Source organism: Micromonospora sp. NPDC018662 (genome assembly GCF_044391475.1).
In the GTDB taxonomy this organism is placed as follows: domain Bacteria; phylum Actinomycetota; class Actinomycetes; order Mycobacteriales; family Micromonosporaceae; genus Micromonospora.
In genome coordinates this window covers 77,584-92,732 of the sequence record NZ_JBISAC010000013.1, presented here as the reverse complement: position 1 = coordinate 92,732, position 15,149 = coordinate 77,584, and the positions used below count along the sequence as shown (strand labels likewise).

At 73.3% G+C, this 15,149-nt stretch carries 13 protein-coding genes; 1 reads left to right on the top strand and 12 read right to left on the bottom strand.

Annotated features, from left to right (window positions below):
• Nucleotides 1-9: 9 nt before the first annotated feature.
• Nucleotides 10-573 (bottom strand): TetR/AcrR family transcriptional regulator, encoded by a 564-nt coding sequence (locus ACH495_RS28030; RefSeq protein ID WP_396860706.1) that lies wholly within the window; start codon nucleotides 571-573, stop codon nucleotides 10-12.
• A gap of 320 nt (nucleotides 574-893) precedes the next feature.
• On the opposite strand from ACH495_RS28030, the gene ACH495_RS28025 reads away from it, so the two are divergent.
• Nucleotides 894-2,129: a glycoside hydrolase family protein gene (locus ACH495_RS28025; RefSeq protein WP_396860705.1), complete on the top strand. Its 1,236-nt coding sequence runs from the start codon at nucleotides 894-896 to the stop codon at nucleotides 2,127-2,129.
• Between the two features lie 112 nt (nucleotides 2,130-2,241).
• Here ACH495_RS28025 and ACH495_RS28020 read toward each other — a convergent pair whose 3' ends face one another.
• From ACH495_RS28020 to ACH495_RS27970, 11 genes are all read right to left on the bottom strand, one after another.
• Nucleotides 2,242-4,938: a sugar-binding protein gene (locus ACH495_RS28020; protein ID WP_396860704.1), complete on the bottom strand. Its 2,697-nt coding sequence runs from the start codon at nucleotides 4,936-4,938 to the stop codon at nucleotides 2,242-2,244.
• A gap of 511 nt (nucleotides 4,939-5,449) precedes the next feature.
• Nucleotides 5,450-6,460, bottom strand: a complete 1,011-nt coding sequence (locus tag ACH495_RS28015) for a LacI family DNA-binding transcriptional regulator (protein ID WP_396860703.1) — start codon at nucleotides 6,458-6,460, stop codon at nucleotides 5,450-5,452.
• A gap of 40 nt (nucleotides 6,461-6,500) precedes the next feature.
• On the bottom strand, nucleotides 6,501-7,163 hold the full coding sequence (locus ACH495_RS28010) for an SDR family NAD(P)-dependent oxidoreductase (RefSeq protein WP_396860702.1): 663 nt from the start codon (nucleotides 7,161-7,163) through the stop codon (nucleotides 6,501-6,503).
• Complete coding sequence (locus tag ACH495_RS28005; protein ID WP_396860701.1) at nucleotides 7,160-7,942, bottom strand: HpcH/HpaI aldolase/citrate lyase family protein; 783 nt, start codon at nucleotides 7,940-7,942, stop codon at nucleotides 7,160-7,162. Before ACH495_RS28005 ends, ACH495_RS28010 begins: the two co-directional genes overlap by 4 nt.
• On the bottom strand, nucleotides 7,942-9,024 hold the full coding sequence (locus ACH495_RS28000; RefSeq protein WP_396860700.1) for an ABC transporter substrate-binding protein: 1,083 nt from the start codon (nucleotides 9,022-9,024) through the stop codon (nucleotides 7,942-7,944). Before ACH495_RS28000 ends, ACH495_RS28005 begins: the two co-directional genes overlap by 1 nt.
• Entirely contained in the window at nucleotides 9,021-9,890 is an 870-nt protein-coding gene (locus ACH495_RS27995; RefSeq protein ID WP_396860699.1) for an ABC transporter permease, read from the bottom strand. The genes ACH495_RS28000 and ACH495_RS27995 overlap by 4 nt, the downstream gene beginning before the upstream one ends.
• Nucleotides 9,887-10,678: an ABC transporter ATP-binding protein gene (locus tag ACH495_RS27990; RefSeq protein ID WP_396860698.1), complete on the bottom strand. Its 792-nt coding sequence runs from the start codon at nucleotides 10,676-10,678 to the stop codon at nucleotides 9,887-9,889. The genes ACH495_RS27995 and ACH495_RS27990 overlap by 4 nt, the downstream gene beginning before the upstream one ends.
• Nucleotides 10,679-10,680: 2 nt before the next feature.
• Nucleotides 10,681-11,619 carry a polysaccharide deacetylase family protein gene (locus ACH495_RS27985; RefSeq protein WP_396860697.1) on the bottom strand — a complete coding sequence of 313 codons (939 nt, stop codon included), beginning with the start codon at nucleotides 11,617-11,619 and terminating at the stop codon, nucleotides 10,681-10,683.
• The gene (locus tag ACH495_RS27980) at nucleotides 11,613-13,076 is read right to left on the bottom strand and encodes an MmgE/PrpD family protein (RefSeq protein WP_396860696.1); all 1,464 of its coding nucleotides are present in this window, start codon (nucleotides 13,074-13,076) and stop codon (nucleotides 11,613-11,615) included. The genes ACH495_RS27985 and ACH495_RS27980 overlap by 7 nt, the downstream gene beginning before the upstream one ends.
• Nucleotides 13,073-14,104, bottom strand: a complete 1,032-nt coding sequence (locus tag ACH495_RS27975) for a zinc-binding alcohol dehydrogenase family protein (protein WP_396860695.1) — start codon at nucleotides 14,102-14,104, stop codon at nucleotides 13,073-13,075. The genes ACH495_RS27980 and ACH495_RS27975 overlap by 4 nt, the downstream gene beginning before the upstream one ends.
• The gene (locus ACH495_RS27970) at nucleotides 14,101-15,078 is read right to left on the bottom strand and encodes an asparaginase (RefSeq protein ID WP_396860694.1); all 978 of its coding nucleotides are present in this window, start codon (nucleotides 15,076-15,078) and stop codon (nucleotides 14,101-14,103) included. Before ACH495_RS27970 ends, ACH495_RS27975 begins: the two co-directional genes overlap by 4 nt.
• Nucleotides 15,079-15,149: the final 71 nt, after the last annotated feature.

Genomic DNA, 15,149 nt, shown 5'->3' with positions numbered 1-15,149 from the left:
GATGCGGGCTCAGTTGTGGACATCGAGCATCCTCCCTACTAGTCGGTGGCAGAGCGCGCGGAACTCGGCCGGGGACATGGCGATCCGGCCGCCGTGGTACAGCCGCACGAGGCCGTGTATCAGGGCCCCGAAGGCCAGTGCCAACTCGAGGAGATCGTCGCCGTCGCCGCCGCGGAAGCCCTCGTTCCGCAGCGCGTCGGTGACCAGCGACAGTGACGGCGAGCCGCCGTCGCGGAAGTCGTCGGGGAACCGACGTGCGCCCTCACGCGGATCGGTGAAGACGAAGTCGTACAGCTTCGGCTGGCCGAGGGCGAAGTCGAGGTGATCGTCAAGATGGTCGGCAATGAGATTGCCGGGACCCGGTTGGCGGTCGGCCCACCGCTTCGAGATGTCGTCGAACGTCTCGTCGGCGACGCGCCGCAGCAGCGCCTCGCGGTTGGCGTGATGGCGGTAGATCGCCATCGGGGTGATTCCGGCTGCGGCGGCCACCCGGCGCATGGTCACCGCGGCGGGCCCCTCGGCGATGACGAGGTCGCGGGCGATGGCTACCAGACGGTCGGCGGTCGTTCCCATGTCTACACCGTAGACATGGGAGTGGTGTGGAACAGCGGCAAACCGGCCGCCCGAACGGCTACCCCCATACCGGCCGGGCCGGGCAGCCTGCCCCGGTGTCGGCAGTTGACGGCCTCCGGCGTCATCGCTCTGCGGCGGGACGGCAGGGCGTCCGCACCGTCAGCGGCCAGGGCTATCTGCATCTGCCGGCGGCCGTCCGGCTCAGGGACCGTTCCGGACCGAACGGAACGGCGTGATCCGTGAACCGAAGGTCCTCCCCGGCCGTTGAAGGCGAAGTTCCGCCCGCCGTAGGGCGGGTCCGGCGAGTGGTGGAGGGTCGAATGCACATCGGGCAGCGGGGCGGCGCGAACCGGGTGGTGCGCGCCGTGGTGGTCCTTGGTTCGGTCGGGGCCGTGATCGGGGCCGGCCTGGCCGCAGTGCCCGCGGCGCGGGCCAGTTCCGACACGACCATCGTCGGCGCCGGTGGTAGATGCGTCGACGTGGCGTGGACGCAGACCGCCAACGGCACGCCGATCCAGGTCGCCGACTGCAACGGGACGATCGCTCAGGACTGGTTCCACGACGGCGGTCCCGGGCCGGTGCGGGCGCTGGGCAAGTGCCTCGACGTCGTGGGCGGCGGCTGGGCGGACGGCACGCGCATCCAGTTGTTCGACTGCAACGGCACCGGCGCGCAGCAGTGGCGGTTCACCGACGGGCAGTTGGTCAACACCGGCTCCGGCAAGTGCCTCGACGCCCCCGGCGACGCCGACGGCACGCATCTGCGGCTGTGGACCTGCACCGGCAGCCCGACCCAGCGGTGGAGCGTGCCCGGCGCACCGCGTCCGGCCGGCGGGACGGGGAAGAAGGGCGTGAGCACGTGGGCCTTCCCCCGTGTCGCCGACGGCGTCCACGCGGTGGGGGCCGGCTGGTACTACGACTGGTCCGCGACCCCGCAGGACGTCCCGGCGCAGGCGGAGTTCGTACCGATGATCTGGGGAGCCGGCGCGGTCAACGACGACGAACTCGACAGCGCGCGGCGCTCGGGCACCACGCTGCTCGGTTTCAACGAGCCCGACCTGCCGAAGCAGGCGAACATGAGCGTCGAGCAGGCGCTGGAGCTGTGGCCGCGGCTCGAGCGGACCGGTATGCGCCTGGGTAGCCCGGCCGTCGCCTTCGGCGGCGAGGTTCCCGGTGGATGGCTGGACCGTTTCCTGAGCGGGGCACGTCAGCGCGGCATGCGGGTGGACTTCATCGCTCTGCACTGGTACGGCTCGGACTTCGGCCCTGCCGCCCCGCAGCACCTGATGGACTATGTGCAGGCGGTGCACGAGCGGTACGGACTGCCCGTGTGGGTCACCGAGTTCAGCCTGACCGACTTCCGTGGTCGTCCTCGTTACCCGAGCGCCGGGCAGTTGACCGCGTTCGTCCGCGAGGCCACCGCCCGGCTGCAGGCGGCCCCGTACGTGGAGCGCTACGCCTTGTTCGCGCTGCCCGCGTCGGGGGAGGCGGCGGCGCTCGGTCTGTACCGCGAGGACGGCGTCCTGACCCCGGCCGGGGACGCGTACCGCAGCTCATGAGCGGCCCCGACGGGAAGCCCGCGCCCCCGGGTGCCGCGGACGACCACACGGAGACCGGTTCTCACGCCGGAACCCCCCAGCCGATCGGCTGGGGGGTTCCGGCGCACGCGGGTCAGGTCAACGGGACCTGGCGGGCGAGTGCGGCACCGCGGCTCTCGAAGGCGGCCAGGACGGAGGTGGGCGTACCACCGGTCACCGGCACCAGGACGGTGACCGGGCGTCCGGGGCGTAGCTGCACCGAGCGCTCACCGAGCGATCGGTCGCCGTCGTAGGTGTGCAGGTACACCGTGCCGGCGCGGTCGGCCCGGACGGTCACCCGCACGCCACCGGCCACCTGTCGCGGGCCGGTCAGTCGCAGCGCCCGGTCCGGCAGCCGGGGTACCGCGGCGGGCGCGACGCCGTCCACCGCGGACTGGGCGATGGTCTGCGCGCTGTGCACGCTGCGGGCGGCGGTGTCCGGGAAGACGGGGGCGGTGGGCTGCCGGGACGCCGGGGTGAGACCGGGCAGGGTGACCAGCCCGTACCGGTACGGGTCGGCCCGGACGCCGGTGAACGTGGACCAGCCCAGCCGGGACTGGGAGCTGAGGTCCTGGGTGTCCGAGTCGTAGACCAGCACGTTGAAGCCCATCCGCGTCGGGTCGATCGCGTCGGGCAGCACCGCGAACGGGATGCGGGCCTCGATGGTGTAACCGGTGTACGGGGCGGTGACCTTGCTGACCACGGTCATCCCGGGGGCGGTCGTGGCACCCGGTCCCTGCCGGTTGTCGGCGTCCCGCTGCCAGCACGGCGGGTCGCCGTTGGCGGGGTCGTCGGTGACCGGGAAGATGCCGGCCTTGAACACGGTGGAGGTGTCCGTCGAGTTTCCCTTCGGGTCGACGATGATCTCCACGCTGTCGGTACGCCGCTGCCGCTTGCAGTCCTGGGGCACCACCTTCTTGCCGAGGACGTCGTCGGTGACCTGGACGAAGACGACGAGGGAGTCGTCGGTCCAGGCGATCCGGCCGGTGGCCGAGGCGTCCTGCGGCGTGGTGGCCTGTCCCTCCCAGATGCGGGACAGGTCCAGCTCCTCGCCGGGGTACTCGCCGGGGCTGGCCACCCCGTCGACGGCGTGGCCCTGGCCGGCGCGCGGGACCACGCTGGTCGGCACGATCTCCAGGGCGCCGGTCTCCACGGTGCTGCCGGTGCCGCTGGTGGTGGTGATGGTGATTCCGTAGTCGCCGCCGTCGCCGCCCTCGTTGGCGGTCGGCAGGCCGGCGTCGCTGTTGGTGACGGTGAAGGTGACCGCTCCGGTGGCGCCCGGCGCCAGGCCGGTGTAGCTCTTCGTCGCCGCGTCCGCCGTGAAGCCGGCCGGCAGGCCGAGGGTGACGGCCCCGCTCTGCGGCGTCGTGCCGTGGTTGCGCAGGTCGACCCGGACGGTCCGGCTCTTGCCGGAGCCGATGGTCAGGACCGGCTTGATCAGGGTGTCCAGCTGCGGGTAGCCGCTGTCGCCGGCCCAGCTGCGGAACAGCCCCACCTCGGGCAGCGGCTCCAGGGTGCCGCGCACGTCGGCGACCACCCGGACGGCGCGGTCCGTACGGCCGGCGCCCCGGCCGGTGGTGAGCGACGCGCCGAGCAGGTGCTGGGCGTTGGTGGCGGCGCCCCGGGGAACGGTCACGGTGAAGGTGACCGTACGTTCGCGGCCGGCCGGCACGGCGCCGCGTAGCGCGCCGGAACCGGTGGCGGTCCAGCCCTCGGGCAGTCGCAGTGCGACCCGGGGCGCGGTGAGCGCCCGGTCGCGGGGTGCCCGGACGTGGGCGGTGACCTTGACGCTCTGCCCGGGGGCGAGGTCGAACCGGTCGGCGGTCAGGTGGAACTCGGTGCCGCGGGGCAGCCCGCCGGCCGCCGGGGGCAGCACCGACCCGCGCAGGATCGCCTCGGGCGAGGTGTCCGACGGGTCGTACGGGACGCGACTGTCGACCAGGGTGTAGAAGTCGCAGCGGATCGCGGCGGGGTCGGTGGGGGCGGCGGCGGTGTTCGCCCAGCCCTGGGTGACGTACTCCCGGCGGGCTTCGACCTCGATCTCGGCCCAGGTCCTGCCGTCGGCGGCGCGAGCGCCTTCCCAGACGCCGAACACCTGGTCGGTCGGGACGGTCGGCACGAAGCTGGAGGCGCACTGCGGCCCGGCCGACGAGGTGCCGGTGCCACCGGTACGCAGCAGCTTCGCCGCCCGGAAGGGGGTGAGCCCTTCCCGGGTGAGCTGCTCGGGGAAGGCCCTGGGGTCGGCGGCGGCGTGGAACGCCTCGGCGGCGAACCGGGCGGCCTGCTGGTGGTTGCCGTGGTTGCCGGGGGTGGGGGAGGGGTTCATCGTCATCAGGATCTCGGGCCGGGTCTGCCGGATCACCCGGACGATCTGCCCCAGCGTCTCGTCGTGCCCCCAGATCTGTTCCGACAGGGGTGCCGAGGCCGTGTACCAGAAGTCGACGCGGTCGAGGTTGTAGAGGTTCTCCACCCCGGCCTTGCCGATCGCGGTGCGCTCCTCGCGCTCCCGGATGATGCCCAGCGGCGGTCCCTCCTCCAGGCCGACGGCGTTGCCGCCGCCCTCGCCGCGGGTGATCGTGACGACGCCGGCCTTGGCGCCGTACTTCTCCTTCCACTGGCCGAGGGTGGCGAGGCTGCCGGCCTCGTCGTCGGGGTGCGCGCTGACGAAGAGGACGTCCAGGTCGACCGCGTCGGTCGGGCGGGCGGTGGTGGGTGCGGCGTGGGCGACGACCGGGGTCCCGGACAGGGCCAGGGCGAGCGCCGTGGGTAGCAGGAACGCCTTGATGCGCATGCAGATCCTTTCGGGTGACGCGAGGTCCGTGCAGCGGCCGGCGACGTCGGGCGTGGCTGCGCCGACGGCGGGGTCGCGGGTGGACGGTGAGTGGGACCGCCAGAGGCGGCAGGTTCCGGTGTGCCGGCGTGGGACGGGATGCCAGTAAGGACGGAGGTCCGTACACGCTGGAAGGCCTTCGCCGGTGACGCTAGGGACCGGCGCGGTGGCCCGTCAATGCCTTGGCGACGACTTTTTTAATTTCCGGAAGAAAACAAGGCGCGCTCTCTGTGCGGGCTCGGGCGTGGGCTGGGTGCCCCGTCACCGATCCCGAGCGCGCGACACCGACCGCCTTTTCCCTGTACAAGCGGTCGGGTGGGAAATCTTCGGCCGATCGGCCACTTGACGCGTTAATTCGTTCGCCGTATGAAATAAGCGGGATGCGGCGCGGTGAGGTCACTGCGGCCGGGAGAGCCGAGTGCGGTCGGGAGGTCGAGCGGTGGCCCGTGGTCTCCGCCGCCACGCGGGCGCGCTACGACGAGGTGGGGGAGAAGTCGGCGGTGGTGGCCCGCACGATCAGTTCGGGTGCCAGGCGCGCCGATCGGGCCTCGCCCGAGACCAGCAGGTTCAGCAGCGTGTGCAGTGCCTGCGCGCCCATGTCGCGCAGGGGCTGCCGGATGGAGGTGAGCGGCACCAGCAGTTGGGCGTCCACGTCGATGTCGTTGTAGCCGACGACCGCCACCTGCCGACCCACCCGCAGGCCGTGGTCGCGCAGGGTCCCCATCGCCCCGATGGCGGCGAAGTCGTTGACGGCGAAGACGCCGTCCGGCCGGCCGGACTCCAACAGCCGCGCCATCGCCGCCGCCCCGCCGGCGACGTCGAAGCTGGACGGTACGACCCACCGCGGGTCGACCGGCACACCGCGGGCCTTCGCCGCGGCCAGGAAACCGGCCACCCGGTCGGCCGAGGTGCTGGCGTGCTCGGGGCCGGCGACGACCGCCAACCGCCGACACCCGACGTCGATCAGGTGGTCCGCGGCCAGGCGACCGCCGAGGCGGTCCCGGCCGGTCACCGAGGGGTGGCCCCGGGACGCCCGGCTGACCAGGACGAACGGCACCCGGTCGGCGGCGAGTCGGGCCAGGGTGGGATCGGTGCGTCGGGCGTCACCGATGATGAGCCCGTCCACCCGTTCCCCGATGAACCGTCGGATCCGTACCGCCCGCGCCTCGTCGTCGTCCCAGGAACTGCTCACGACCGCCTGGTAGCCGGCGGTCGCGGCGGCGGCGTCGATGCCCTCGAACACGGTGGCGAGCACGATGTCGGTGATCCGGGGGACCAGCACCCCGATCACCCCGGTCTTGCCGCTGCGCAGGCTCGCCGCCCACCGGTCCCGGTGGAAGCCGAGTTCCTTCGCCGCGTCGACGATCCGGGTCGCCGTGGCGGGGCTGACCCGGACGTCGTCGCCGCGCAGGACGCGGGAGACCGTGGAGACGTGCACACCGGTGAAGCTGGCGACATCCCGCAACGTCACCCGTTTGTTCACAGTGCCTCCCGTGCCGCACGTCGAGGTGGTCCCCGGCAACCTAGCTGAGATGACTGCCACCGTTCACATCGAAGGTCGCCCCGGTGACCGTGGCGCAGGAATCGGAGAGCAGGAACAGCACGATGTCGGCGATCTCCTCGGCCGAGGCGACCCGGCCCAGCGGCATCCGTCCCCGAAGCGCCGACTTCTGTGCCTCGGTGAGCCGGTCGTGCATGGGCGTCGCCACCGGGCCGGGCGCGACGGCGTTCACCCGTACCCCGCGCGGTCCGTAGTCGACGGCCAGGTGCCGCATCAGCCCGAGCACCCCGGCCTTCGCCGCCGCGTACGCGACGCCGGACAGCCGGGTCCCGCCGTCGCGGGCGTTGAGGCTGCTCATCAGCACCAGCGACCCGCCGCCCCGGGCCGCCATCCGGGGCACCACCGCCTGACTCACCACGAACGCGGAGGTGAGGTTGTTGCGCAGCGTCCGTTCCCACTCGGCGAGGCTGGTCTGCTCGATGCCACCCGCGCTGACCACACCCGCGAGATGCGCCACCCGGTCCGGGGCGCCGACCGCGTCGACGAACTCGCCCACCGCCACCGGGTCGGCGGCGTCCACGCCGGTGCTGACGTCGATGACGTGGACCGTCTCACCCCGGCCGCGTGCGGCCGCGACCACTGCCGCGCCGATGCCGCTGGCCCCGCCGGTCACCAGCAGGCTCATGCCGCACCGCCCAGGATCTGCTCGCGCGCCTGCCGGTACGCGGTGGACAGCAGCATCTCCGGCTGCGAGTAGACGACGAACCGGACGCCCCGGTCGATCCACCGGCGGGCCTCCTCGGGGGAGTAGGCCAGCATCCCGGCGACCCGGCCGGCGGCGACCACCCGGTCGACGAACGCGACCGCGTGCTTCTCCACCTCGGGATGGGTCGGCTGGTAGCCCAGGCCCAGCTTGACCGACAGGTCGGCGCGGCCGAGCATCAGCACGTCCAGCTCGGCGGCGAGGATGTCGTCCAGGTTGGCCAGTCCGGCGGGCGTCTCGACCAGGGCGACGGTGGTGGTGTTCTCCGCCGCCCAGGCCAGGTACCTGTCGAAGTCGCCCCGGGCGGTGCCGTGCCCGGCGGCGCGGGCCGCCGAGCACAGCGTCCGGTCCCCGGCCGGCGGATACCGGGTCAACCGGGCCGCCTCGGCGGCCTGCGAGCCGGTCTCCACCAGCGGCAGCACCACCCCGCCGGCCCCGCTGTCCAGGGACCACAGCAGGTCCTTCTCCTCGATCCGGCGCAGTCGGACCAGTGGGGTGGTCCCCGCCGAGCCGGCCGCCCGCACCATCGCCAGCACGCTCTGCTCGTCGGCGGCGGCGTGCTCGGTGTCGATGACCAGGAAGTCGTAGCCGAGCACGCCGAGGATCTCGCCGAGCGCCGGCTCCTGGAGCAGGGTGAGGCTGCCCAGGGCGACCCCGCCGTCACGCAGGACGGTGGCCAGCCGGCTCGGACGCGGATACATCAGGACTCCAGCTTCTGCACGGAGGAGCAGTCGCGGTTCGCCGGCACCTCGCCGACGATCTTCAGGGCGGCGTCGACGACCGAGCCGTCGTGCCACCCGGAAACCTCCGGCAGCTTCTCGATGATCTTGTTGTCGAGCAGCCACTTGCCGTCCTCGGCGACCACGGTGGCGGTGTCCACCCGCCCGTTCGGGTCCATGTACGGCCACTGGTCGGTGCCGTAGAGCTTGCCGATCGTCTCGGCCGGGACCTTGGTCCGCTCAGCGATGATCTTGACGACCTCGTCCCGGTTGGCCGGGTCCTGGTAGAACCGGACACCCTCCAACCAGCCGGCCATCCACCGGGCCGCGACCTCGGGCCGCTTGGCGATGAAGTCCTGGGACATGGTGATCAGGCCCTGCTCCTGGTTCGGGGCCACCTCGTTCATGGCCAGCACCCGCTTGGCCTGCCCGTCGCTGATGAGCTGGTAGGCCAGCGGCTCCACCAGGAAGCCGGCGTCGATCGCCCCGCTCTTGAGCGCGTTGGCGGTGTCCGGGTAGCTCAACGTCACGACCTGACCGAGGTCCGACTGCTTCAGCCCGACCTGTCCCAGCGCCCGGTCCAGCCAGTACTCGGTGCTCGACCCCTTGGCCAGGATGGCCACCTTCTTGCCCTTGAGGTCGGCGACGCCCCTGAGCCCGCCGTCGTACGCGGCGCTGCGGGCCAGCAGCAGGTTGTCCGAGGCGCACCGGTACTGCTGCCGGTCGGCGACGACCCGGACCCGCAGGCCCTGGTTGACCGCGTTGAACAGCGCGCCGCCGGTGCCCGGGATGTTCACGTCCAGCTTGCCCTGCCCCTGCACCGCCAGCCGGGAGTAGATGTCGGCGTTGCTGAACTCCACCTCGACGTCGTGCTTGCCGAAGAAGCCCTTCGCGTCGGCCACCATCATCGGCGCCAAGGACAGGATCTCCAGCGAGTTCACCGTCACCTTGTCGGCCCCGCCGGAACCGGCCGACTCCGCCGAGTCGCCACCGCACGCGGCGGTGCCGAACAGCAGCGAGACGCCCAACACCCCGGCGACCACACCCGTCTTCGTGATTCTCATTTCTGACCCTCCGTCCAGCCGAAGAAGCGCCGCTGCACCCGCAACGTCACAGTGGTGAGCAGGAAGCCCATCGCCGCGATGACCGCGAGCGTGGCGTACATGTTGTCGATCTGATAGATCTGCCAGTAACGCCAGGTCATCGACCCGACGCCGTCACTGGCGGCGAGGAACTCGCCGGCGATGGTGCCCAGCAGGGCCAGTCCGGCGGCCAGCCGGATACCGGCGAAGATGGACGGCAGCGCGGCGGGCAGGACGATCTTCCACAGGATCTGCTGCCGGCCGGCGCCCAGGTTGCGGGCCATCAGGATGAGCCGCTCGTCGACCTGGAGCACTCCGGACATCGCGTTCACCACGGCCGGGAAGAACGAGATGATGCCGGCGAGCACCACGATCGGCCGGCCGCCGGTGCCGAAGATGACCAGCAGCAGCGGCAGGATGGCCACCACCGGGATCGGGTACGTGATGGCGATCAGCGGGTCGACCAGCACCCGGATCCAGCGGGACCGCCCCATCGCGATGCCGAGCAGGGTCGCCGGGATCACGCCGAGCAGGAACCCGAGCAGGATCCGCCGTGCCGTGATGCCGACGTTCGGCAACAGCTCCCCGGAGGAGAAGAGCCCGACCAGGGCCTGGACGCACTCCGACGGGGCGGGGAAGAACGTCTTGTCGATCAGCCCGGCCATGCTGCCCGCCTGCCACAGCAGCAGCACCAGGGCCACCGGGACGATGCTGCCCGCGCCGCTGCTGAGCAGCCGGAACAGTCGGCCCGGCGGGCGTTCCGCCCGCGGGTCCACGGCGTACCGGACCACCGGCGGCGTGGGCTGCTCGGACGCCCGCTCCCGGGTCGGCACGGTGCTCTCGCTCATCGTTCCCCCTTCGCTTCGGCCCACTCGGCGGCCAGGGTGGCGTCCCGCAGTTGCGCCCACAGGTGACGCTTCAGCTCGGTGAAGCGCGGGTCGAGCTCGACGTCCCGGTCCCGGGGGCGCGGGAACGGCACCCGGATCTCCTCCACCACCCGGGTGGGCCGGGGGCCGAGCACGATGATCCGGTCCGCCAGCAGCAGCGCCTCCTCGATGCTGTGCGTGATGAACAGGACCGTCTTGCGGTTGCGGGACCAGACCTGGAGCAGCTCGTCCTGCAGCAGGGTCCGGGTCTGCGCGTCGACGGCCGCGAACGGCTCATCCATCAGCAGCACCTCGGGGTCGCTGGCCAGCGCCCGGGCGATGCCGGCCCGCTGGCGCATGCCGCCGGACAGCTCGTGCGGCTTGGCGTCGGCGAACGCCTCGATGCCCATCATCGCCAGGTGCTCCCGGGCGACGTCCCGGCGGCGCCGGGCGGACACCCCGCGCAGCTCCAACCCGAACGCGACGTTGTCGACGATGGATCGCCAGGGGATGAGCGCGTAGTCCTGCCAGACGATCGAGGTGAGGGGGCCGTCGGCGGTGCGTTCCCCGACGAACCGGATCTCCCCGCTGTCCGGCCGACGCAGCCCGCCCAGCAGACCCAGCAGGGTCGACTTGCCGCACCCGCTCGGCCCGATGACGCAGACGAACTCCTCCGCCTCCACGGCGGTGCTCAGGTCGCCGACCACCGACAGGCGTGAGCCGTCGGCGCGGGCGTAGCCCTTGGCCACGCCGTCGATCTCGATGCGCATGGTCATCGCCCCCCGTGCGTGGGCAGGTGCGAGTAGTTGGCGTACCACCAGTCGGCGATGTCCCGGCGGCGGGCGAACCAGACCCCGGGCCGCTCCTGCGCCCAGGCGATGAGGTCGCGCAGCGCCGAGGCGCGGCCGGCCTGGCCGATCAGTCGCGCGTGCAGGCCGATGGAGATCATCTTGGGTGAGGTCTCACCCTCCTCCCACAGGTACTCGATGCCGCGGCGGCAGTTCTCGAAGAAGTCGGCGGGGTTGGCGTAGCCGGGGCTGAACGCGAACCGGCCGTCGTTGTACGTGTGGGTGTAGGGCACGACGAGGTGCCGGGTGCCCGCCACGTCCACCCAGTACGGCAGGTCGTCGTTGTAGGCGTTGGAGTCGTACCGGAAACCGCCCTCCTCGACGAGCAGCCGCCGGGTCCGGTCCGACGGCGCGTACCGCGAGTACCAGCCGACGGGCCGCTCGCCGCACAGCTCGCCGATCAGCTCCACCGCCCGCCGGATCTCCGCGCGTTCCTGCTCCTCGGTCATCCCGGACGGCTCCCGCCACCGCAGCCCGTGCGAGCAGATCTCGTGCCCCGCCTCGACGAACGCCTTGGTCAGGGGCCGGTTACGGGCCAGCGCCTCGGCGCATCCGTACACCGTGACCGGGGTGTCCATCCGCTCGAACAGCCGCAGCAACCGCCACGCCCCGGCCCGGCTGCCGTACTCGTACACGGACTCCTGGGACAGGTCGCGGTGCGCCGCGCTGGTCGGGGTGTACGAGATCTCGCCGACCCACTCGTTGGTGTCGTCGCCGTCGAGGAGGCTGTGCTCCGCCCCCTCCTCGTAGTTGAGGCAGAGGCTGACCGCGACCCGCGCGCCGCCGGGCCACTCGACACGGGGCAGGTCCGCCCCGTAGCCGAGGAAGTCCCGCTCGGTGCCGGGTTCCACTCTGATCACCATGAAGCCGTGTCCTTTCTGCGGGGGGTGCCCGGCGCGGCGGGGGTGGGCCCCGGACCGCCGGTGGGGGACGGCGTCCCACCGCGCATCGGCGCGGTGAGGTGCCGCAGGGGGAGAGAACCTGGCGCTTGCGCCAGCGCGTGCAGCACCTCGGCGGCGCCGGCCGGCGACCCGGCCGCGCGCAGCAGCCCGGCGTTCACGGCGGCCAGCTCGTCCGGAGCGAGCGGGGTCTCCCGGTCGCCCGGGTGGAAGCGGGCCCGTGCGGTGTGGCGGCGGCCGGCCCGGTCGCGCAGCTCGACCACGGCCGGCCGGCCGTGCGGGTAGCCGTCGTCCAGGCCCGGGTCGTGTCGGACCTCGACCCGCTCGGCGATCCGGGCCGCCTCGGCGTGCCGCCGCGCCTCGCCGTGCCCGTCCGCGACGCCGGGATCCAGGCCGAGCAGTCCGCAGGCCACCGCCCAGGGGATGCTGAACTGGCGGGCCAGCCGGTTGTCGGGGAACCGCTCGTCGAGCCGGGCCGCGCCGGCGTAGGTGTGCACGGTCACCGAGGCGACGTCGACGCCCGGGACGTCCCGGGCCAGTGTGCGCGCCGCCGTCCAGCTCGTCAGCGCGTGCGCGCACACGCCGACCGGCTTGAAGTAGGCGTGCGGCAGCAGCGGCCGGGTCGTCAGCGCGGCGTCGACCGCCGCCGGCGTGGGCGGACCCTGGTGGGCGGTCCGGCCGAGGTGGGCCGCCGCCGGGCCGGTGGCCGGGAACCCGTCGCGCACCAGGTACGCCACGGTCAGGCCGGTGGCGGTGCCGAGAGCGGGCAGCAGGTGGTGGGCGGACGACCCGCGCCGGGTCGACTCGTCCGGGCCGGCCAGCGCGACGGTCAGCGCCAGGTTCACCGCGTCGGTGAGGCCGGCGGTGTCCAGCCCGGCGGCCACCCCGGCGGCCGCTGCGGCGGCGGCGGTGCCCCAGCCCCCGTGCGGGTGCACCCCGTCGCGTGTCGGCCCGAGGAGCAGGCCGAGGCGGGCGCCCACCTCCCAGCCGACGGCCAGGGCGCGCAGCAGTGTCCGGACGTCACCGTCGGCGTCCTCGGTCGCGGCCAGGCCGGCGGCGTACGCGTGCAGGCCGGGGTGCCCACGGGACTCCCGCAAGCCCTCGTCGCACTGGGTGGTGGTGATCGCCGCCGCGGTCGTCGCCGCGGCCCGCTGCGGCGCCTCGGTCGTTCCCCGCGCCGCCAGCAGGGTGCACCGCCCGTCCCGGTGGCCAGCCGGCGCGAGGCCGGCCGGCAGATGGCCTCGCGCGGCCACCGCGTTCGCGGTGAGCCGGGCCGCGACCGACCGGACCTGCCCCTGCCCGGGAACCGTGGCCAGCAGCGCGTCGGCAGCGGCGACGCCGACCGCCACCAGCGGGGGCAGCACGTCGTCGCCGGGAATCACGGCCGCCCGGCCGGCGGGGCGGACGCTGCCCGTGGTCATGGGACGATCACCTGCTTGCCGAGCACCCGACGGTCCGCCATCGCCCGGTGCGCCCGGGCGGCCTCGGCCAGCGGAAGGACCGCGTCGATGTGCGGGCTGAGGCGTCCCGACGCGACCAGGTCCAGCACCCTGGCGATCTCGTCCGGGCGCTGGCTGCGGGAGCCGCGAAGCTCGTACTCGTTGCGGAACGTCTCGATCACGTCGAGGCGGGGGTGCTCACCGGCGTGCCCGCCGCCGACGATCATCCGGCCGGCCGGCGCGAGGGTGCCGAGGGCCGCTTCGAACACCGTTCCACCGATGTGTTCCACCACGACGTCGAAGCCGCCGCCCCCGGTCGCCGCGCGGGCCCGCTGCGGCCAGTCGTCGTCCCTGGTGCTCAGCACCACGTCGGCGCCGAGGGAGGAGACGAAATCGGCCTTCGCCGGGTCGCCGACCAGCCCGACCACGTGGGCGCCGCCGAGCTTGGCGAGTTGCACCACCGCGTGGCCCAGGCCGCCCGCGGCACCGGGGGCGAGGACCCACTCGCCGGGCGCCAGGCGTCCGATCGAGTACAGGGTGCGCCAGGCCGTGCCGAAGGAGATGGGCGTCGCCGCGGCCACCACCGGATCGAGCTCGCCGATGTCCAGCAGGCCCCGGCCGGACACGACGGCGTGCCGCGCGTAGCCGCCCCACCGGGTGATGCCGGGCATGTCCGCCCGGGAGCAGAGGTTCGCCCGTCCGGCCAGGCACCGTTCGCACCTGCCGCACGGGGTGTTCGGCAACGCCAGGACGCGGTCGCCGGGGCGGCGGTCGGGCACCTCGTCGCCCACCGCCTCCACCACGCCCACGACCTCCCGGCCGAGGACGTGGGGCAGCCGCAGACCCATCCGGGACACGCCGCTACGCAGGTCGGCATCGAGGTGGTTGACGGCGACGGCGAGCACGCGCAGCCGGACCTCGTCCGGACCGGGCGCGGGCAGCTCCGGCTCGGCGAGGGTGAGCACGTCCGGGCCGCCGTACTCGTTGATCATCATGGCTTCGGTCTTCACGGTCGGCGTCCTTCCACCAGGTTCCGCAGTGCCGCCGGCACCGCGTCGGGTCCGTCGAGGGCCAGGGCGAGCGCCAGGGCCACCCTGGCCTGGCTGCCGGTGAGGTCCCCGGCGAAGAGCGCGCCGGCCTGGGCCAGGTCGGCGCCGCCGCCGGAGTAGATGGGGCGGACCCGGCCCGCGCCGGTCCGGCTGGTGATGACCACGGGTACGCCCTGCTTGTCCGCGTCGCGCACGGCCTCGGCCACGGACGGCGGCGCGTTGCCCGCCCCGAACGCCTCGACGACCAGGCCCTCGGCTCCGGCCCGCAGCGAGGCCCGCAGGTGGGTGTCGTCCGCGCCCGCCACGAGCTTGACCAGGTCGACCCGGGGCAGCCGGTCGGGTACCGGACGGTCGGCGTAGAGGCCGCCGCGGGTCGAGGCCGACAGCCGCTGCACCCCGTCGTGGTCCACCAACGCCAGCGCGCCCGCGGGCCCGCCGGAGAAGGCGGAGACCGCGGAGGTGTGCACCTTGCGGCCCTCCACCGCGGCGCAGGCCACACCGCCGAGGACGATCGCCACGCCGACCGGGTCGGGCGCGGCGACCACCCGGATCGCATCCATCAGGTTGCGCCCGGCGTCGGAGTCCGGCTCGTCGGCCCCGCGTTGCGCGCCGGTCAACGCCACGCGTGCGTCCCGGGCGGTCAACTGGCCGGTCAGGTAGGCGGCCTCCTCCAGCGTGTCGGTGCCGTGGGTGACCACCACGCCCGTGAAGTCCTCGGCGAGCTTCGCGCGCACGGCGCGCACGGTGCCGAGCATGTCGTCGAGGGTCAGGGTGAAGCTGGGGCGGCAGGAGAGGTCGAAGCCGCAGACGTCGACCCCGGACAGGTCCGGGACGCTCCCCAGCAGTTCGGCGACGGAGTCGGTCACCGCCAGCGTCCCGTCGGACTCACGGCGGGACGCGATCGTCCCCCCGGTCGCCAACACCGCGATTCGCACCGGACCACCCTTCTGCGCAATCGTTTGTTCACTTGGCTGAAGACAGTTGCACAAACGTTCGCTCTGCACAA